This is a genomic window from Nesterenkonia halophila, assembly GCF_009467795.1.
Classification (GTDB): Bacteria; Actinomycetota; Actinomycetes; order Actinomycetales; family Micrococcaceae; genus Nesterenkonia; species Nesterenkonia halobia.
This window is the reverse complement of the sequence record NZ_WIAX01000013.1, coordinates 153,556-171,517: the sequence shown is the minus strand read 5'-3', so window position 1 is coordinate 171,517 and position 17,962 is coordinate 153,556. Positions and strand designations below refer to the sequence as shown.

14 protein-coding genes are annotated in these 17,962 nt (G+C 71.8%); 5 read left to right on the top strand and 9 right to left on the bottom strand.

Annotated features, from left to right (window positions below; translation table 11 throughout):
- Positions 1–347: 347 nt before the first annotated feature.
- Positions 348–1,646, top strand: a complete 1,299-nt coding sequence (locus GCL72_RS07630) for an ABC transporter substrate-binding protein (RefSeq protein WP_153144106.1) — start codon at positions 348–350, stop codon at positions 1,644–1,646.
- A 228-nt stretch (positions 1,647–1,874) separates the two neighbouring features.
- On the top strand, positions 1,875–3,935 hold the full coding sequence (locus GCL72_RS07625; RefSeq protein WP_153144105.1) for a beta-galactosidase: 2,061 nt from the start codon (positions 1,875–1,877) through the stop codon (positions 3,933–3,935).
- Between the two features lie 101 nt (positions 3,936–4,036).
- Here GCL72_RS07625 and GCL72_RS07620 read toward each other — a convergent pair whose 3' ends face one another.
- The gene (locus GCL72_RS07620) at positions 4,037–5,332 is read right to left on the bottom strand and encodes an LVIVD repeat-containing protein (protein WP_246161081.1); all 1,296 of its coding nucleotides are present in this window, start codon (positions 5,330–5,332) and stop codon (positions 4,037–4,039) included.
- 370 nt (positions 5,333–5,702) lie between these two features.
- Between GCL72_RS07620 and GCL72_RS07615 the strand changes: the two genes are divergently transcribed.
- A complete protein-coding gene (locus GCL72_RS07615) occupies positions 5,703–6,236 on the top strand; it encodes a DUF305 domain-containing protein (protein ID WP_170289589.1) in 534 nt (177 codons plus the stop codon).
- Between the two features lie 115 nt (positions 6,237–6,351).
- Here the strand turns inward: GCL72_RS07615 and GCL72_RS07610 are convergent, their stop codons facing one another.
- The 6 genes from GCL72_RS07610 to GCL72_RS07585 all read right to left on the bottom strand — a co-directional run bounded on the left by GCL72_RS07610 (position 6,352) and on the right by GCL72_RS07585 (position 13,109).
- Entirely contained in the window at positions 6,352–7,962 is a 1,611-nt protein-coding gene (locus GCL72_RS07610) for an aldehyde dehydrogenase (NADP(+)) (RefSeq protein ID WP_153144102.1), read from the bottom strand.
- A gap of 2 nt (positions 7,963–7,964) precedes the next feature.
- Positions 7,965–8,927, bottom strand: coding sequence for a 5-dehydro-4-deoxyglucarate dehydratase (gene kdgD, locus GCL72_RS07605; protein WP_153144101.1), 963 nt, complete (start codon positions 8,925–8,927; stop codon positions 7,965–7,967).
- Between the two features lie 137 nt (positions 8,928–9,064).
- A complete protein-coding gene (locus GCL72_RS07600) occupies positions 9,065–10,018 on the bottom strand; it encodes a LysR substrate-binding domain-containing protein (protein ID WP_246161080.1) in 954 nt (317 codons plus the stop codon).
- A gap of 65 nt (positions 10,019–10,083) precedes the next feature.
- Positions 10,084–10,890, bottom strand: a complete 807-nt coding sequence (locus GCL72_RS07595) for a FadR/GntR family transcriptional regulator (protein ID WP_153144100.1) — start codon at positions 10,888–10,890, stop codon at positions 10,084–10,086.
- Positions 10,887–12,017: an L-talarate/galactarate dehydratase gene (locus tag GCL72_RS07590; RefSeq protein WP_153144099.1), complete on the bottom strand. Its 1,131-nt coding sequence runs from the start codon at positions 12,015–12,017 to the stop codon at positions 10,887–10,889. The genes GCL72_RS07595 and GCL72_RS07590 overlap by 4 nt, the downstream gene beginning before the upstream one ends.
- Positions 12,018–12,104: 87 nt before the next feature.
- Positions 12,105–13,109 (bottom strand): LacI family DNA-binding transcriptional regulator, encoded by a 1,005-nt coding sequence (locus GCL72_RS07585; RefSeq protein ID WP_153144098.1) that lies wholly within the window; start codon positions 13,107–13,109, stop codon positions 12,105–12,107.
- 178 nt (positions 13,110–13,287) lie between these two features.
- On the opposite strand from GCL72_RS07585, the gene GCL72_RS07580 reads away from it, so the two are divergent.
- Together GCL72_RS07580 and GCL72_RS07575 are read left to right on the top strand one after the other, a co-directional pair.
- Entirely contained in the window at positions 13,288–13,854 is a 567-nt protein-coding gene (locus GCL72_RS07580; protein WP_153144097.1) for a type 1 glutamine amidotransferase domain-containing protein, read from the top strand.
- A gap of 163 nt (positions 13,855–14,017) precedes the next feature.
- Entirely contained in the window at positions 14,018–14,359 is a 342-nt protein-coding gene (locus GCL72_RS07575) for an L-rhamnose mutarotase (RefSeq protein WP_153144096.1), read from the top strand.
- A 3-nt stretch (positions 14,360–14,362) separates the two neighbouring features.
- On the opposite strand, the gene GCL72_RS07570 is transcribed toward GCL72_RS07575, so the two are convergent.
- A complete protein-coding gene (locus GCL72_RS07570; protein ID WP_153144095.1) occupies positions 14,363–16,510 on the bottom strand; it encodes a hypothetical protein in 2,148 nt (715 codons plus the stop codon).
- A 65-nt stretch (positions 16,511–16,575) separates the two neighbouring features.
- Entirely contained in the window at positions 16,576–17,919 is a 1,344-nt protein-coding gene (locus tag GCL72_RS07565) for an ABC transporter substrate-binding protein (protein ID WP_246161079.1), read from the bottom strand.
- Positions 17,920–17,962: the final 43 nt, after the last annotated feature.

The window sequence follows — 17,962 nt, the reverse complement described above, 5'->3', positions numbered from 1 at the left end:
CGCATCGGGGTGCTGGGGCGGATGGCGTCGGACGCCTGGGTCCCCGAGAATTCGCAGAATCATCGTGCTCTATCACGGTGACGTGGCGAGAACTCGGGGATCGGCGGTGTCGCCGATCGGCCTCGCCGTCGTGGGCCGATGCCGGCCTGTCGCAGGGGCGGGCCCCGCCGTCGCACGCTCCACACTGGACGGCGCTTTCCGAGGCGTGTTGACAGGTGAGCGCAGTCACACTAGCGTAGGGGAAAATCGATTCAATTCGAGGTGGGGCGGACCATGTCCGTCTCCTCGCCACGACCATTGCGGACCCCGACCCCGGGGTTCCGCCGGATCAGCAGACGGAGAATCCCATGTCCCAGAACACCCGGTCCCGGCTCCTGCGCGGCCGTCGTCCCGCGGCGCTCGCCGCCTCGGTCCTCGTCGGCACCTTCGCCCTGACCTCCTGCGGCTCCGGCGGGGGCGGCGAGGACGGGGAGGTCAGCCTGCGCTTCTCCTGGTGGGGGTCGGACTCCCGCCATCAGGCGACGGAGAAGATCGTCGACGCCTTCGAGGAGGAGCACCCGGACATCTCCATCGAGACCGAGTACGGCGACTGGGCCGGATACTGGGACCAGCTGGCCACGCAGACCGCGGCGAACGACGCCCCGGATATCATCCAGATGGACGCTCAGTACCTGAGCGAGTACGCCTCGCGCGGCGCGCTGCTGGAGCTCGACCAGGTCGACACCTCGGCGATGGAGGAGTCCTCGGTCGCCAACGGCACCACTGAGGACGGGCTGATGGCGGTCACCACCGGCATCAACGCCATGGTCATGATGGCCAACCCGGAGATCTTCGAAGAGGCCGGCGTCGAGATGCCCGACGACTCCACCTGGACCTGGGAGGACTACGAGGAGATCGCCTCGACCATCACTGAGGAGGTCGACGGCGTCTACGGGGCCACCGGCCCGGGGCAGCCCGCCGACCTGCAGATCTGGCTCCGCCAGCAGGGCAAGCACCTGACCACCGAGGACGGCGAGCTCGGCTTCGAGGCCGCCGACGCCGCCCAGTACTTCGAGGAGCGTCTGCAGCTGATGGAGGGCGAGGCCTACCCGCCGGCCTCGGTCATCGCCGAGGACCAGACGCCGGGGCCGGACGAGTCGATGACCGGCAAGGGCGAGGTCGCCATGGGCATGTGGTGGACCAACCAGCTCGGCGCCATCTCCGGCGCCGCCGGCGTCGACATGGTCCCGCTGCGGATGCCGTCGGAGACCGGCGCCGCCGAGGACAACGGCATGTGGTACAAGTCCACGATGATGATGTCGGCCTCGGCCGGCACCGACCACCCGGAGGAGGCCCAGGAGTTCATCGACTTCATGGTCAACTCCGAGGAGGCCGGCAAGCTCAACCTCACCGACCGCGGCCTGCCCAGCAACCTCGACGTCCGCGAGGCGGTCATGCCGGAGCTGGAAGGCTCCGATCAGACGTCGGCGGAGTTCATCGAGGAGATCGAGCCGGAGCTGGGCGAGCCCGAGCCGGTCCCCGCGCCGGGCTTCAGCGAGATGCAGTCGATCCTGCAGCGCTACGAGCTCGAGGTCTACTTCGAGCGGCAGTCCCCGCAGGAGGCAGCCGAGGGCATGGTCGACGAGATGGAGCAGGCCATGCAGTGATCAGCTTCTGATCACCCCGATCTCCTCACCCGGTCCGGGCATCCTGGGTTTCTTCGGTGCGCGACGGCAAGCAGTCGTCGACGTCGAGCTCCGGTCCGGGCGAGGAGCCCGCGGGCCCCGATGGCTCGGCGGAAAGTGTGGGAATGAGCTCGCTTTCCCATACTTTCCGCCGAGTCATCGCACGATTTTCCATTGCGCATGAGGCGGGCCACCTATAGCCTCAGAAGAATGCGCTTTCCATCGTGGCATCGCCCGTCATCCGCCCACCGTGCCGCCGACCGCCCGACCTGGCCGGCAGTGCCCGGGCTGGCCTTCGGCGGAGACTACAACCCCGAGCAGTGGCCGCAGGAGGTCCGGCTCGAGGACGTCGAGCTCATGGGCGAGGCCGGGGTGAACCTGGTCAGCGTCGGGATCTTCTCCTGGGCGATGCTCGAGCCGTGCGAGGGCGAATACGACTGGGGCTGGCTCGACGAGACGATGGATCGGCTGCACGCCGCCGGCGTCGGCGTCGCCCTGGCCACGGCGACGGCCTCCCCGCCGCCCTGGCTGACCCACCGACACCCGGAGATCCTGCCGGAGACCGCCGACGGCACCGTGCTGCATCCCGGCGCGCGGCAGGCCTACTCGGTCTCCAGCCCGCTCTACCGCGAGTACGCGCTGCGGATGACGCGTGCGATCGCGACCCGCTACGCCGAGCACCCGGCGCTGCGGCTCTGGCACATCGACAACGAGCTCGGCTGCCATGTGCCGCATGACTATTCCGACGACGCCGCGGCCGCCTTCCGCCGCTGGCTCGAGCAGACCTACGGCGAGGTCGAGGAGCTCAACCGCGCCTGGGGCACGGCGTTCTGGTCGCAGCGCTACAGCGACTTCGCCGAGATCCTGCCGCCGCGGACTGCACCGATGTTCGTCAATCCCGCCCAGCAGCTCGACTTCGCGCGCTTCTCCTCCGACGAGCTGCTGGCGCACTGCCGCGCGATGGCCGAGGTGCTGCGCGAGATCACCCCGGGCGTGCCGCTGACGACGAACCTGATGGCCACCTCCAGCACCAAGTGGATGGACTACTTCCGCTGGACCGAACAGGGGGCGGACATCCTCGACGTCATCGCCACCGACCACTACACGATCGCCGCCGACGACGAGCGGCACGTCGAGCTGTCCTTCAGCGCGGACCTGACCCGCGGCGTCGCCGGCGGCAAGCCCTGGATGCTCATGGAGCACTCCACCTCGGCGGTGAACTGGCAGCTGCACAACCGCGCGAAGTCCCCGCAGGAGATGCTGCGCAACTCGCTGGCCCACGTCGCCCGCGGCGCCGATGCGGTGATGTTCTTCCAATGGCGGCAGTCGGCCCGCGGGGCGGAGAAGCACCACTCGGCGATGGTCCCGCATGCCGGCACCGACACCGACGTGTGGCGGTCCACTGTGCGCCTCGGCGAGATCCTGCGTCGGCTGGCGCCGGTGCGCGGCGCGCAGGTGGCCGCCGACGTCGCCCTGGTGGTCGACTACGAGGCCTGGTGGGCCGCCGAGCTCGACTCCCATCCGCGCAACGACGTCTCCTACATGGAGGAGGTGCTGCACTGGTATCGCGCGCTGTGGCGGGCCGGCGTCGCCGTCGACGTCGTCCACCCCTCGGCGGACCTGAGCACCTACCGTGCGGCGGTGGTGCCGACGCTGCATCTGGTCCGCGACGAGCACGCCGCACGGATCGCCGCGGCGGCGGAGGCCGGCACGCAGGTGCTGATCACCTGGTTCAGCGGCATCGTCGACGCCGAGGACGCCGTGCGGCTGGGCGGCCACCCCGGGGCCTTCCGCGAGCTGCTGGGCGTGCGCACCGAGGAGTTCCACCCGATGCAGGGCGAGGAGGTCCGCGCGCTCGACGACGGCACCTCGGCGAGCGTCTGGGCGGAGAAGACCCGCCTGGAAGGCGCGGAGGCGGTGCGCCGCTGGGCCGAGGGGCCGCTGGCCGGGCTGCCGGCGGTCACCCGGCGCGACGTCGGCGAGGGAGCGGCCTGGTACGTCGGCACGCGGCCCGGCGCCGCAGGGCTCGCGAGCCTCGTCGACCGGCTGCTGTCCGACGCCGGCGTCGCCCCGGTGGTCGACGGCGCCCCGGCCGAGCTGGAGGCGGTGCGCCGGCACGGCGTCGACGGCGCGAGCTTCCTGTTCCTGCTGAACCATTCCGACGCCGAGGTCCGGGTGCCGGCCCGCGGCGAGGAGCTGATCTCCGGGCGTCGGATCCGCCGGAGCCTGCGGGTGCCGGCCGGCGACGTCGCCGTCGTCGCCGAACGCTGAACGGCCCCACAGACGGAAGAGCCCGCGGCACGAGGGGGAACGACGTCGTATTCCCGCCCGTGCCGCGGGCTCATCGCGGGGAAGAGGTGCTCAGGCGCGGATCAGAACTTCTGCTGACCCTGCGGGTTGAGCTCCTTGAGGTTGGTCTTCGCCTTGCCGTCGATCGAATCGTCGAGGCGGAAGACGTCGAGCCCCAGGTCGAGATCGTTGGAGTACACGTAGCCGTTGTAGTAGTACGAGGACCACGTGCCGCCGTCGCTCAGCCCCTCGCCGCGGTCGAACCAGGCGACCTCCTCCGGGTTCTCCGGGTCGGTGAAGTCGAACACCGAGGTGCCGCCCTGGTACCAGGACTGGACCATCAGATCGCGGCCCTTCACCGGGATCAGCGAGCCGTTGTGGGCCACGCAGTTCTCCTCCTCGGTGTTGGTCCGCGGGATCTTGTAGTAGGAGGCGAACTCCATCTCGCCGTCCTCGATCTCATAGATGGCGTTCGCGCCGAGTTCGGAGCCGAACTCGTCGGTGCAGGTGGCCCAGCCGCCTCCGCCGAGCTCGTCGGTGAAGACGACCTTGCTGGCGTCGTTGCTGAACGTCGCCGAGTGCCAGAACGCGAAGTTCTCGGTGTCGCGGACGGTGTCGATGACTTCGGGGTTCTCCCGGTCGGAGATGTCCATCAGGATGCCGTCGCCCATGCAGGCGCCGGCGGCGAGGTCGTGCTTCACGAACGTGGTGATGTCGTGGCATCCCGAGGTCGCGCTGGCCGCGCCCTCGCCGCCCTCGTATCCGCCGTCCGGGAAGAGGGTCGGCTCGCTGACGACGGCGGCCGAGGCCGGGTCGTCGGTGGGGATCTTGACCACCGAGATCTGGTCATGGGGCGGCTGGCAGTTCGCCAGCTGGTCGCTCGGCGAGTACGAGGAGACGTAGACGTAGAGGTCCTTGTCGTTCTTCGTCGGTGCCAGGGAGTTGGTGTGCGAGCCGCACTTGGTCTCCACCGACTGCACGTACTGCGGGTTCGCCGGGTCGCTGATGTCGAAGATCCGCAGACCCTCCCAGTAGTCCTCGGTGTTCGAGGTGTAGTCGGCGCCGCAGCTGTCGTCCTCCATCCGCGAGTCGGTGGAGGTGATCAGGATGTCGCCGTGCACCGAGACGTCGTTCTGCGCGCCCGGGCAGTAGACCTGGGTGATCGGGTCCGGCTGCTCGGGGTCGGAGAGGTCGTAGACGGTGAAGCCGTCGTAGTTGCCGGCGTAGGCGTACTCGCCCTGGAAGGCCAGGTCCGAGCCGGTGCCGGTCAGCGCGCCGCTCTGCGGCACGTTGGTGACGTGCTCCATGTTGTGGGACTCCACCTCGCCGGGGGCGACGTCGGGCTCGGCGGTCGCGGTCGCCGCGGCGGGTGCTCCCATGGCCATGACGCTCCCTGCCAGGGCCAGGGATGCGGCGGCTCCGGCGAGGGAGCGCGCTCGCGATCGAGTGATGTCTGCAAGACGCACGGGCGTCTTCACCTCCTTGGTCGGATGTGAGTAGTATTCCGATTCATACCCCATCCGTCCAGTGTTTCGCGACGGTTGAAGTTTCGGGTGAGTACTGACATGAGAGGATGCAGGTATGATCCAGAAGACAGATGGAGGAGCAGGTCAGGAGGGTTTCACGGCAAAGAAACATGATTCTCGGCGCCGTGGGGCCGTACTGGCCGCGTGCGGAATCCTGGCAGTCACGGCTCTTACGTCCGCTCAGGCGGCCTCGGCGTCGACCGTCGACGACGGCGGTCCGACGGTGGTCATCCCGGGCGCCCCGGGCGAGGAGAACGACACCTCCGACTCCGGCGACTGGCAGGACGACCAGGACTCCGGCGACCGGTGGAATGAGGCCGACGCGGCCTTCATGCGGATGATGATCCCGCACCACGCCCAGGCGGTGGAGATGACCGCACTGGTGGACGAGCGGGCACACTCGAAGCAGCTCATCCGGTTCGCCGAGCGGATGCACCTGGCCCAGGAGGCGGAGATCGACGCCATGGGCGACTGGCTCGCCGAGCGCGGGCTGGAGATCCCCGACGGCGAGACCGACGAGCTGATGCCGGGGATGCTCACGCCCGAGCAGATGGAGGCGCTGCGTGCGGCCGAGGGCAAGGAGTTCGACCGGCTCTTCCTGGAAGGCATGATCGCCCACCACGAGGGAGCCCTGGACATGTGCGACACCGCTCAGGCTGAGGGCATCGATCTGGATGCCCAGCAGATGGTCACCCACATCGCCTCGAGCCAGGCCGGCGAGATCGCCCGCATGGAGGACCTGCTGAGGAAGTACTGAGCGAGTGCCGATGAGCGGCCCGAGACACGGATGAGTCCGCGGCACGTGGGGGAAAGATGTCGTCTTCCCACACGTGCCGCGGACTCATCGGAGGTGAGCGGGCGGCGCGGCTCGGTCAGTCGGTGGGGACGATCGTCCCGTCGACGCGGCGGGTCAGCCCCCACGGGTTGGCCTCCTGCACCGGCTCGGGCAGCAGGTCCTCCGGGAGGTTCTGGTAGGCCACCGGGCGCAGGAAGCGCTCGATCGCCAGCGTGCCCACGCTGGTGGTCCGGCCGTCTGAGGTCGCCGGGAACGGTCCGCCGTGGACCATCGCGTCGCCGACCTCGACGCCGGTGGGCCAGCCGTTGGCCAGCAGCCGGCCGGCCTTCTGCTCGAGCACCGGCACTAGAGACCGGGCGACGTCGTGGTCGCTCTCGGCCAGCTGCAGCGTGGCGGTGAGCTGGCCTTCCAGCTTCTGCGCGACGGCGACCAGGTCCTCGGCGTCGCGGTAGCGCACCACCAGGGAGGCCGCGCCGAAGATCTCCTCGTGCAGCGCGGGATTTGTCAGGAACTGCTCCGATCCGGCGGTGAAGACCACCGGGGCCGGGGCGTTGTGCGTCTCGCCGTCGGCGCCGCGGCCGACGACCTCGACGCCGGCCTGCTCGCCCAGCTGCGCCGCTCCGGACTGCCAGGACTCGGCGATGGAGGAGGTCAGCATCGTCTGGCCGGCCGCGGAGGAGGCGGCCTCGCCGACGGCGGCGACGAAGGCGTCGCCGGCCTCGCCCTCCGGCACGAAGGCCAGGCCCGGCACCGTGCAGAGCTGGCCGGACGAGCCCTTCACTGAGGTCAGGTAGCCCTCGGCCAGCGTGCGGCGGGCGTCCTCGTCAGCGATGGCGCCGTCGAGGACGAACACCGGGTTGATCGAGCTCATCTCCGCGTAGACCGGGATCGGGACCTCGCGGGAGGCCGCGGCGGCCATCAGCGAGGTGCCGGCGGCCCGCGAACCGGTGAAGCCGACGGCGCTGATCGCCGGGTCCTTGGCCAGCGCCTGGCCGATGCTGCGGCCGGGGCCGTAGATCAGGCTGAAGGTGCCGGCGGGCAGGCCGCAGGAGGCGACGGCGTCGGCGACGGCCCGGCCGACCAGTTCGCTGGTGCCCGGGTGGGCGTTGTGCGCCTTGAAGACCACCGGGCAGCCGGCGGCCAGCGCGCTGGCGGTGTCGCCGCCGGCGGTGGAGAAGGCCAGCGGGAAGTTCGAGGCCCCGAAGACCGCCACCGGCCCCAGCGGGATGCGCCGCTGGCGGATGTCGGCCCGCGGCATCGGCTGCCGATCGGGCTTCGCCGGGTCGACGCGGACGCCGCGGTGGTCGCCCTGGCGGACGACGGCGGCGAAGAGTCGCAGCTGGTTCACCGTGCGGCCGCGCTCGCCGACCAGTCGCGCCTGGGGCAGGCCGGTCTCGGCCATCGCCCGGGCGGTGATCTCGTCGCCGACGGCGTCGATGTTCGCCGCGATCGTCTCCAGGAACGTCGCGTGGGTCTCCGGGTCCAGCCGGGAGACGGTCTCGTAGGCCTCGGCGGCGGCCGCGGTGGCCTCGGCGAGCTGCTGCTCGTCGATCAGCGAGTAGGCCGGCTCCAGCGTCTCCTCGGTGGCCGGGTCGACGCCGGAGACGGTGCGGCCGGCGCCGGCGACCGAGCGTCCGGCGATGATCGACTGGCCGGTCAGGGCGGTTTCAGTGGTCTGTGCAGTCATGCTCAGCTCCTCGAAGCGACGGGTGCGGGGGTCGCGGGGGTCTCCGGGCGGATGTCCGCCCGGTCGATCAGCGCGGTGAGGTCGGCCAGGTCGGTCTCGGTCAGGTCCTGCAGCGGCGGGCGCACGCCGCCGGCGTCGCGGCCGACGGCCGTCAGCCCGGCCTTGACGATGGAGACGCCGTAGCCCTTCGCACGGTCGCGGATCTCCAGGTACGGCAGCACGAAGCGGGTGAGCTTCTCGGTGATCGCCGTGCGATCCTGGCGGCGCACGTCGGCGTAGAACTCCAGGGCGAACTCCGGGACGAAGTTGTACATCGCCGAGGAGTAGGTGCTGAACCCCAGCTGCAGCATCGGCAGTGCGAAGGTCTCGGCAGTGGGCAGTCCGCCCAGGTAGAACAGCCGGTCCCCGTTGGCCGCGACGACTTTGGTCACCGCCTCGATGTCGCCGGTGGCGTCCTTGAAGCCGATGAAGTTCTCGTGCCGGGCGGCCAGCCGGGCCACCGTCTCGGCGGAGTAGACGGCGTTGGCGCGGTTGTAGACGATCACCGCCGCCGAGGTCGCCGAGCAGACGGCGTCGACGTGGGCCTCGAGGCCCTGCTGGTCGCAGTCGGTGAGGTAGGGCGGCAGCAGCAGCACGCCCTCGGCCCCAGCCTCCTCGGCGGCGACGGCGTTGGCGATCGCCTGCCGGGTGGAGCCGCCGGCGGAGCCGAGCACCGGGATGATCCCGGCGGCCTCCTCGACGGCCATGCGCACCACGTGAGCGTTCTCCTCGGGGGTGAGGCTGAAGCCCTCGCCGGTGCCTCCGGCGGCGAAGAGTCCGGCGGCGCCGGCGCGGGACTGCCAGTCCAGGTGGGCGCGGTAGGCGTCGTCGTCGACCGCTCCCTCGGCGCTGAAGGGGGTGACAGGAAAGGAGAGCAGGCCGTCCTGGAGGCGATCGGCGAGCTCTCGCGGGGTGTGTGTCGGCACGGGGACCTTCCTGGAGTCGGGGCCAGGGGGAAGCGGGCGCGCGCTCGACGGCGCTGGCCCTTCGGTCCTCCTCACTCTAGGAGCGGGTCACAGGGGCGTCTAAGCCCGGTTCTGTATCGGCTCATAGCCTGACTGCATCACTCTGGGCTCAGTGATGCTTCTCGCGCCCCCATCGTGGGTGAGGAGGAGGTCGTCGCGCCTGCGCCATCAGCGCGCTCCTCCTCCAGCGCGGCGAGCAGCCGCTGCAGCGCCGGACTGCGCCGGCCGCGGCGCCAGACGGCGTGCAGCTCGACGACGTCGCCGGGCTGATCGGTCAGCGGGAGGTGGACCACGCCGTCGACGCCGAGCCGCTCGGCGGATTCGGGCACGATCGCCACGCCGTGGCCGGCGCCGACCAGCGAGACCATCGTCAGGATCTGGCTGACGGTGTGGACGACGTTGCCGTGCTGGATCGGCACCGAACGGATGGCGAGGTCGTAGAAGTAGCGCGCCCGCACCGGCGAGTACATGATCAGCGGGGCGGAGGCGAGGTCGGCGGCGGTGGCCGCACGGTCCAGGGCGGCGAGCTCGTGGTCGGCCGGCACCGCCAGGCGCAGTCCCTCGGAGAGCAGCAGCTGGGAGTCGAAGAGCTCGTGGTCGATGGGCGGCCGTGCCAGCCCCAGGTCGATCTCGCCGTCGGTCAGTGCGGCCATCTGCTCGCGGGTGACCTGCTCGTGCAGGTCGACGTCGACGTCGGGCAGCTGCTCGGCCAGCGTGGTCAGCACGCTGCCCAGCACGCTGAAGCCCGAGGCGGCGGTGAAGCCGATGCGCAGCACGCCGGCCTGGCCGCGGGCGATGCGCCGGGCGGTGACCGGGGCCTGGTCGGCGGCGACGAGCAGCCGGCGGGCCTCGGTGAGGAAGGCCGCGCCGGCGGTGGTCAGCGAGACGGTGCGGTTGTCGCGGGCGATGAGCTGGACGCCGACGGTCTTCTCCAGCTTCTGGATCTGCCGGCTGAGCGGAGGCTGGGTCATGTTCAGGCGCTCGGCGGCGTGGCCGAAATGCAGCTCCTCGGCGACGGCGACGAAGCTGCGGATCTGGTCCAGGGTGAACATCAATACTCTCCGTGCATCATCATGCGCATTGTATGGTTTATTTGCGCATCATCATGTCACGCAGGTCACAGCGCGGCAATATCGGCCTCGTCGTCCTGCTCGCCCAGCAGGCGACGGCGCGAGGCGGCCAGATGGGCCCGCATCGCCGCCGCGGCGGCCTGCGGATCCTGCTCGGCGACGGCGTCGAGCACGGCCCGGTGTTCGGCGACCACCTGGCGGTGCCGCACGGCGGCGTCGTCTGCGGCCGCATCTCCGGCCGTTTCCGCGGCAGTGTTCCTGGCCGCGTCCGCTGCCGCATCCCCGGCCGTCCGGGCGCCCGAACCCCCGCGCGCCAGCCGGGGCGCCGGCATGGCGATCATCGCCGGGCCGAGCGCCTCGACCGCCCGGAGCAGATGCGGATTCGCCGCGGCGGCGGCCAGCTCGCGGTGGAAGGTGAAATCGTGCTCGACGGCGTCGGCCGGATGGTCGCCGGCGGCGGCGAGGCCGGCCAGCGCCGCGGAGAGCAGGCGCAGCCGACCGGCGTCACGCCGTCGCGCGGCCAGCGCGGCGGCCTCGGTCTCCACGGCGATCCGATACTCGAGCAGCGCCTGCCGTTCCGCAGGCGTGCGGGCGAGTGCGGCGTCGTCGGCCTCCTCGGGCGCCGTCGTCGCCCGCGTCGGCGGAGTCAGCGCATAGCTGCCCGAGCCGCGGCGGGTGCGGATCAGCCCGTCGGCCTGCAGGCGGCTCAGCGCCTCGCGGACCACAGTGCGGCTGACCCCGTGCTCGGCGATGAGCGCGGCCTCGCTGGGCAGCTTCTCGCCGACGCCGATGCCGCCCGAGACGATCTGCCCGCGCAGCGCCTCGGCCAGCGCGGCGGTGCGGCCGGCGCTCATCTCCGCCCGAACTCCGCCGAGGCGGTGGTCCACGCGCGGGCCTGCTCGCTGAGCGTGATGCCCAGGCCCGGCCGGTCGGGGATGAGCATGCGGCCCTCGGCGATCTCCAGCCGCTCCTCGAAGAGCGGGTCCAGCCAGTCGAAGTGCTCGACCCAGGTCTCGGTCGGGTACGCCGCGGCCAGATGCAGGTGGATCTCCATGGCGAAGTGCGGCGCCAGGGCGAGTCCGGCGTCGTCTGCCAGCGTCGCCAGCCGCAGGAACTCGGTGATCCCGCCGACGCGCGGAGCGTCGGGCTGGATGATGTCGCAGGCCCGGGCCTCGATCAGTCGGCGGTGCTCCCCGACCGAGGAGAGCATCTCGCCGGTGGCGATCGGAGTGTCCAGCGCGGTGGTCAGCCGCGCGTGGCCCTCGGCGTCGTGGGCGTCGACGGGCTCCTCGATCCAGGTCAGGTCGAACTCTTCGAGGCGCCGGCCCATGCGCAGCGCCGTCGCCCGGTCCCACTGCTGATTGGCGTCGACCATCAGGTCCACCTCCGGCCCCAGATGCTCGCGGACTGCGGCCACGCGGCGCAGGTCCTCGCGGGCGTCGGGCAGGCCGACTTTGATCTTGATCCCGCCGATGCCGGCGGCCAGCGACTCGTCGGCGCGGGCGGTGATCTCCTCGACCGAGGCGTGCAGGAAGCCGCCGGAGGTGTCGTAGGTGCGCACCGCGTCGCGGTGGGCGCCGAGCAGCTTGGCCAGCGGCAGCTGCGCGCGCTTGGCCTTCAGGTCCCAGAGGGCGACGTCGATCGCGGCCAGCGCCTGCGACGCCGCGCCCGAGCGGCCCACTGAGGCGCCGGCCCAGAGCAGCGTCTCGCGGATCCGGCCGATGTCGTTGGGATCGGCGCCGAGCGCGGCCTCGGCGACCTCGGCCGCGTGGGCGTACTGCGCCGGGCCGCCGGCGCGCTTGGAGTAGGAGAAGCCCAAGCCTTCGAGACCCTGCTCGGTGGTGATCTCGGCGACGAGGAAGACGACTTCGGTCATCGGCTTCTGCCGGCCGGTGAAGACTTTGGCGTCGGAGATCGCGGTGGACAGCGGCAGGGTGATCGAGGAGAGGCGGATGTGTCGGATGGCGTCGGCGGAGCTCATGGAAGTGATCGTACAAATCCTGAACCTGTCCGATAAGTCCTCCGGCGGTGCCGATCCGGCATCGAGCGATGACCGGGCGGCGGGCGCTCAGCCGCCGAGCGTCGACTCGCGCGGCACCAGCGTGGGGGTGAACCGCGGGTGCTCCGGCGGAGCGTCGGGATCCTCGACGGCGGCGACCAGCAGGGCGGCGGCGCGCTCGCCCATCTCCACGGCGGGCTGGCGCACCGAGCTGATCGGCACCGTCGCCGAGGCGGCGAACTCGATGTCGTCGTAGCCGATCAGTGCCACGTCCTCCGGGACGCGGACGCCGGCGCGGACCAGCTCCTGCAGCGCGCCCAGGGCGACGAGGTCGTTGGCGGCGAAGATCGCATCGGGCCGCTCGGCGTCCTCGGCCAGCAGCCGCCGCGTCCCGTCCCGGCCGGACTCGACGTCCATCGCCTCGGTGCCGACCATCGTCAGGCTCGCGTCCTCGACGGCGTCGACGGCGGCCTGGGCCCCGGCGCGGCGGTGGGCGACCTGGCGGATGCTCGTGGGCCCGCCGATCATCGCCAGGCGCCGGCGGCCCTGCTCGAGCAGATGCTCGGCGGCCATGCGTCCGCCCAGCTCGTCGTCGACGGCCACCGAGGGGAACTCGTCGTCGCCGTGGTGCCGGTCGACCAGCACCACCGGGGTGCCGCGGCGGCTGATCTCGCGCAGCCGGTCCAGCACGTCGCCGACCGGCGAGATGAGCAGGCCCGAGACCCGCTGCTCCTCGAAGAGCCGCAGATGGGCGAGCTCGCGCTCGGCGTCCTGGCCGGAATTGCCCACCAGAACCGGGCGGCGGTGCACGCCCAGGCTGTCCTCGGCGCCGCGGACGACGGCGGCGAAGAACGGATTGGCGACGTCGAGGACGATCATCCCCACCGCGGTGTTGTGCCGCTGGCGCAGCTGGCGGGCGGCGTCGTTGCGGACGTAGCCGAGCTCCTCGATCGCCGCCTGCACGCGGCGGCGGGTGGTCTCCGAGACCTTCTCCGGGTGGTTGAGGGCGTTGGAGACCGTCGCCGGCGACACGCCGGCATGGGTCGCCACGTCGCGGACCTGCGCCAATGCCATGGGGTCAGGATACACATCGGTGACGCTCCGCTCGCCCGCGGAAGGGCCGCCGTCTCGGCATGCGGCGTGGGAGGCCGCGCGGAATGGTCCGGCGCGACGGGGAACAGGGGTCCGCAGTGCGACGTTGGTGATCGGTGGGCCCCGACCGGGGTCGGACACGTCTGGGAAGGAGAGGACCATGAGCGACACCACCGCTGAGGCTCCGTCGATCGAGGGCCGCACCGTCGCGCTGCTGGTCACCGACGGCGTCGAGCTGCCGGAGCTGACCGAGCCGCTGGCCGCGATCCGCGACGCGGGCGGGACGGCGAAGATCGTCTCGCCGAAGAAGGAGTCGCTGCAGGCGATGTCGGGCGACTGGGAGCACGCCGACCACTTCGGCGTCGACCACCAGCTGGGCACTGTCGGCGCCGAGGACTTCGACGCGCTGGTGCTGCCCGGCGGCACGCTGAACGCCGACGCGCTGCGCGTCGACGAGCAGGCCCGCGAGTTCGTCGCCGGGTTCTTCGAGGACTCCAAGCCGGTCGCGGCGATCTGCCACGGCCCCTGGATCCTCACCGAGGTCGGCCAGGTGTCCGGGCGCCGGATGACCAGCGTGGGCGCGCTGCGCACCGACCTGGTCAACGCCGGCGCCGACTGGGTGGACGAGGAGGTCGTCGTCGACCGTGGGCTGGTCACCTCGCGGACCCCGGCCGACCTGGAGGCCTTCGACGCCGCTCTGCTGAAGCTGGTCGCCGAGCGCGGCTGAGGCCGGTTCCGACGGCGCCGAGCTCTCGGTCCGCCTCGGCCGTCGGTTCTGATCCGCCGTCCCTCCTCCGCGCCCCGTGCGGGGGAGGGGCTGGCGCTTCTCCGCGCGAGATGAAACGATTCACCACGTGATGCCCGACACATCTCTTCCGAGGAGGACCAGCATGCGCCGCGTCTGCTTCCAGCTGCAGGTCAAGCCCGACCGGATCGACGAGTACCGCCGCCGCCACGCCGCAGTCTGGCCGGAGATGCTTCGCGCCCTGAAGCGTTCCGGCTGGCACGACTACTCGCTCTTCCTGCGTCCCGACGGCCTGCTGATCGGCTACTTCCTCTGCGAGTCGCTGGAGGCCGCGCAGGCGGCGATGGAGGATGAGGAGGTCAACGCCCGCTGGCAGGCCGAGATGGGCGAGTTCTTCGTCGCCCTCGACGGCGCCCGGCCGGACACCGGCTTCGTCGAGCTCGAGGAGGTCTTCCACCTGGAGGATCAGCTCGACGCGCTGGAGTGAGGCTCACTCTGGCAGCGGCGCGATGCCCTCGTGGCGCACGACGAAGCCGTCGGGGAAGCCCGGGGCGTCGGCGGAGCCGTCCCAGCCGGCGGCCATCAGCGCCACGGCGATGAGCAGCCCGCCGTTGGCCGGCAGATAGGTCGGCAGTCCCTCCGCCTGCCAGGCGTGGCCGGTGCTGAGCATGGTGTTCTTCTCCGCGTCCCGCAGCAGCGTCTCGACGGCGAGGTCCGGCCGTCCCACGCGGGTCGCGGTCATCGCCATCATCGGGTAGTCCCAGCCCCAGGTGGTCTCCCACTGCCAGTCGGCGAGGACGTCGTCGAGGGTGCGGGCCATCGTGCTCGGATCGACCAGCGGGGTCGACGGCGTCACTCCGAGCGCGCCGAGCACCGAGGGGTGGTCTTCGCGCCGGTCGAGCACCGGGTGCCGCACCGCCGCGTAGACGCCGTCGCGCTCCGCAGGGGCCGGCAGGCGCTCGCGGGCTCGGCGCAGCTCCTCGCTCGGGGCCGCCCCGCGCCGCTCGCGCCATTCCTCGGCGAGGCGCAGCGTCCACCACCAGGAGGCCAGCTCGAAGGTCGGGTCGGTGAGCTCGGTCTTCACATCGCCGTAGCACTCCTGCGCCGGGATCAGCGGCGGAGAGAGCGCATGGCCGGCGCCGTCGGGCGCCAGATGATCGACCATGAACTCCGCAGTGGCCTCGACGACCTCGCCCAGCTCCTCGACGACGCCGGGGTGGCCGGAGCGGCGGAGCAGCTCGGCCAGATGGATCGGATGCGGCTGCTGCCAGATGAGGAAGGGGCCGATGTCCGAAGGGCTCTCGCGCCCCTCCGGGCCGACCTGCTTGGGCCAGCGCGCTCCGCGGGCGTGCTGGGCCTCCGCCGTCGCCCGGGCCCGGGGCAGGATCTCGCGGTACCAGTCCATGCTGCGGGCCAGCAGCTCCGGCCGGCCCCAGACGGGGAAGTGGGCGGCGTGCCACCAGTGCATCTCCAGGTGGAATTTGCCGCGCCAGGAGTTGACCATCAGTCCGGTCTCCTGCGGCGGCGTCGAGCCGGCGCAGTTGATCGCCGTCAGCTGCTGGGAGAGCACGATGCGTCGCTCGAGCTCGGCGGCGCGCGGATCGGTGCTCTCCGAGAGGTCGACGACGCCGCCGGTCGACCAGAACTCCTCCCAGCCGCGGGCCGATGCGGCGAAGACCTCGGCAGGGGCAGGGGCCGTCGACGCCGCGCCCGGCCGGGCGGAGCCGGAGCCGTCGCCGTCGTCGCCGTCGTCGAACGTCAGGGCGAGCCGCCAGGTGCCCCCGGGGCCGTGGTCGGCGGGGTGCAGCAGCACGCAGTGGGCCTCCGGCTGCTCGGCGACCAGCACGCCGTCGGACCGCGGGGTGACCGTGTACTGGGTCGTGTCCAGGACCCGTCGGATGCGCGGGTCGGCATCCCGTCCCTGCAACCGAGTGATGTGACCGTCCTCGACCCAGCGGGCGGCATTGCCCCAGGCCTCGCTGCCGTGTGGGAAGCGCAGCGCGAGCGCCGGGGGCTCGGCGCCGGCGGAGGTGATCTCCACTGCGACGGCGTCCCGGTGCGGGTGCACCGCCGTGCGGATGCTCAGCCGCACTCCGGCCAGGGTGACCTCGGAGGAGATGATCCCGGTCCACAGGTCGTGGACCTGCTCGTGGACCTGCAGATCCTCCGGCCCCCACGCCGTGCGTCCGGCGGTGCGCGGGGCGAGCCCGATCCAGCCGAGCATGAGCCGATGGGGATTGCCGCGCAGCCAGAGCTCCTCGGCGGTGCCGTCATCGGGGCCGGTGGTGCTGGTGCGGCCGCTGAGGTCCACGTACGGCAGCTCCCCGCGCGGTGTGGTGTAGGTCCGCACGGCCTCCTCGATGCCGGGCTCGGGGTCGCGCGGGGTGCTGTGCCAGCCCCACTGCGACTGCGTGCCCAGCAGGCTGCCCGGAGCGGAGGGGTCCCGCCCGGCAGCCGGGTGGGACTCCGGGAAGGTCTGCAGTCCGGTGGCGTCGACGGTCAGCGCGAACTCCCCGTTGCCGACCTGCAGCGGGGCGCGGGGGTCGACGGCGTCGCGACGGATGCGATGACGGTCCACCAGGGCGCGGCGGTCGATCGGCTGCTCGCCGGGTCGGACGCTCGGTCGGGAGCTCGGCATGGGGCCTCCTGTCGGGTCGGTCGCGGCGGGCGGGGCGGTGTGCTCTCCGGAGGCGGTCGGGCCCGTCACTGCTCGACGGCCGCCCGTGCCTCCTCCAGCCATGTCGCCGCGGCCTCGCTCGGATCGATCCGCCCGTGCAGCAGCTCGGCGGTCACGCGCGAGGTGACAGAGTCGACATCGGTGGATCCGGTCGGGCCGATGGGGCGCGGGGCGGTGTCCCGCGAGGCGACCTGGTCGATGTACTCGACCTCCTCCTGGCTGTCCGCGTCGAGCTGGCCCTCCAGGCCCGCGCGGCGCTCGGGGTTGTCCGGCACGCCGCGGTCCAGGCCGAGGATGTCGACGGCCTCCTGGGAGTTCACCAGGAAGTCCAGCAGCTCGGCGGCCTGCTCGGGCTGCTCAGTGTCAGCGGAGATGGAGAAGAACTGCGAGGACTGCTGCCAGACGCCGGCGGTCTCGGACTCGCCGGGCAGCGGCCACAGCTCCAGGTCCGAGCCGGAGGTGGTCGACAGGGTGGACAGACTGTTGCTCCAGGTGAGCATCGTCGCCGCGCGCCCGGTGCCCATCAGCGTCTGTTCGGCCGAGGCGTCCTCGAGCTCGGTGATCATCGCCGCGCCGGGGGCGGCTCCGATCTCGGTGAGCTCCTGGGCCCGGCCGAAGAACGCGGCGAGAGACTCCTCGGAGACGCCGATCTCGCCGTCCTCGGTGTAGAGCTGCTCACCCTGCTGGCGGGCGAAGGCCTCGATGGAGTCATGCGTGAGCGTGGTGGCGGTGCCGTAGGTGTCGTCGTCGGTGTGCGCCGAGATCTCCTCGGTGAAGGCGGCGAAGTCGTCCCAGGTCCAGGTCTGCGGGTCGGGCCGCTCGACGCCGGCCTCGTCGACGAGATCAGGGTTGACGATCATGGCCAGCGCGTTGGAGCCGGTGGACAGCCCGTACTGGGCGCCGTCGACCTGCCCGTTCTCCAGGGCGGTCGCATCCAGGGCGTCGAGGTCGAGGTGCTCGTCGACGGTGGTGAGGTCCAGCAGGGCCCCGCGCTGGGCATACTCCGCCGGATAGGCGCCGCCCAGAGTGAACACGTCCGGGGCGTCGCCGCCGGCGAACTGGGTGGCCAGCCGGTCGAAGTAGCCGCCGAAGTCCACCGACTGGCCCTCGACGTCGGCGCCGGACTCCTCCTCGAACGCCGAGATGGCCTCCTGAGTGAGCTCCGTGCGCTCCGGCGAGCCCCACCACACGGCTGTCAGCGGCTCGTCCGATCCGCCGTCTCCGCCGCCGTCGCCGGAGCAGCCGGCGACGGCGAGCAGCGTGGCGGTCAGCGCCGTCGCGGCGGCACCGCGACGGAGGCGACGGGCGCGTGGCAGCGTGCACGGTCGGGTGCTGGGATCGGTCGGGGAGAGGCGGGCGGCGCGAGTCATCGGGGCTCCTCAGGGTCGGACGTCGTCGTCCACGGGCCGGGAC

What these genes read in the sequence shown, in the direction of transcription:
- GCL72_RS07630 (WP_153144106.1), top strand. Translation starts at nt 348, where the DNA reads ATGTCCCAGAACACCCGGTCCCGGCTCCTGCGCGGCCGTCGTCCCGCG.
- GCL72_RS07625 (WP_153144105.1), top strand. Translation starts at nt 1,875, where the DNA reads ATGCGCTTTCCATCGTGGCATCGCCCGTCATCCGCCCACCGTGCCGCC.
- GCL72_RS07620 (WP_246161081.1), bottom strand. Translation starts at nt 5,332, where the DNA reads ATGGGAGCACCCGCCGCGGCGACCGCGACCGCCGAGCCCGACGTCGCC.
- GCL72_RS07610 (WP_153144102.1), bottom strand. Translation starts at nt 7,962, where the DNA reads ATGACTGCACAGACCACTGAAACCGCCCTGACCGGCCAGTCGATCATC.
- GCL72_RS07600 (WP_246161080.1), bottom strand. Translation starts at nt 10,018, where the DNA reads ATGTTCACCCTGGACCAGATCCGCAGCTTCGTCGCCGTCGCCGAGGAG.
- GCL72_RS07595 (WP_153144100.1), bottom strand. Translation starts at nt 10,890, where the DNA reads ATGAGCGCCGGCCGCACCGCCGCGCTGGCCGAGGCGCTGCGCGGGCAG.
- GCL72_RS07590 (WP_153144099.1), bottom strand. Translation starts at nt 12,017, where the DNA reads ATGAGCTCCGCCGACGCCATCCGACACATCCGCCTCTCCTCGATCACC.
- GCL72_RS07585 (WP_153144098.1), bottom strand. Translation starts at nt 13,109, where the DNA reads ATGGCATTGGCGCAGGTCCGCGACGTGGCGACCCATGCCGGCGTGTCG.
- GCL72_RS07580 (WP_153144097.1), top strand. Translation starts at nt 13,288, where the DNA reads ATGAGCGACACCACCGCTGAGGCTCCGTCGATCGAGGGCCGCACCGTC.
- GCL72_RS07575 (WP_153144096.1), top strand. Translation starts at nt 14,018, where the DNA reads ATGCGCCGCGTCTGCTTCCAGCTGCAGGTCAAGCCCGACCGGATCGAC.
- GCL72_RS07570 (WP_153144095.1), bottom strand. Translation starts at nt 16,510, where the DNA reads ATGCCGAGCTCCCGACCGAGCGTCCGACCCGGCGAGCAGCCGATCGAC.
- GCL72_RS07565 (WP_246161079.1), bottom strand. Translation starts at nt 17,919, where the DNA reads ATGACTCGCGCCGCCCGCCTCTCCCCGACCGATCCCAGCACCCGACCG.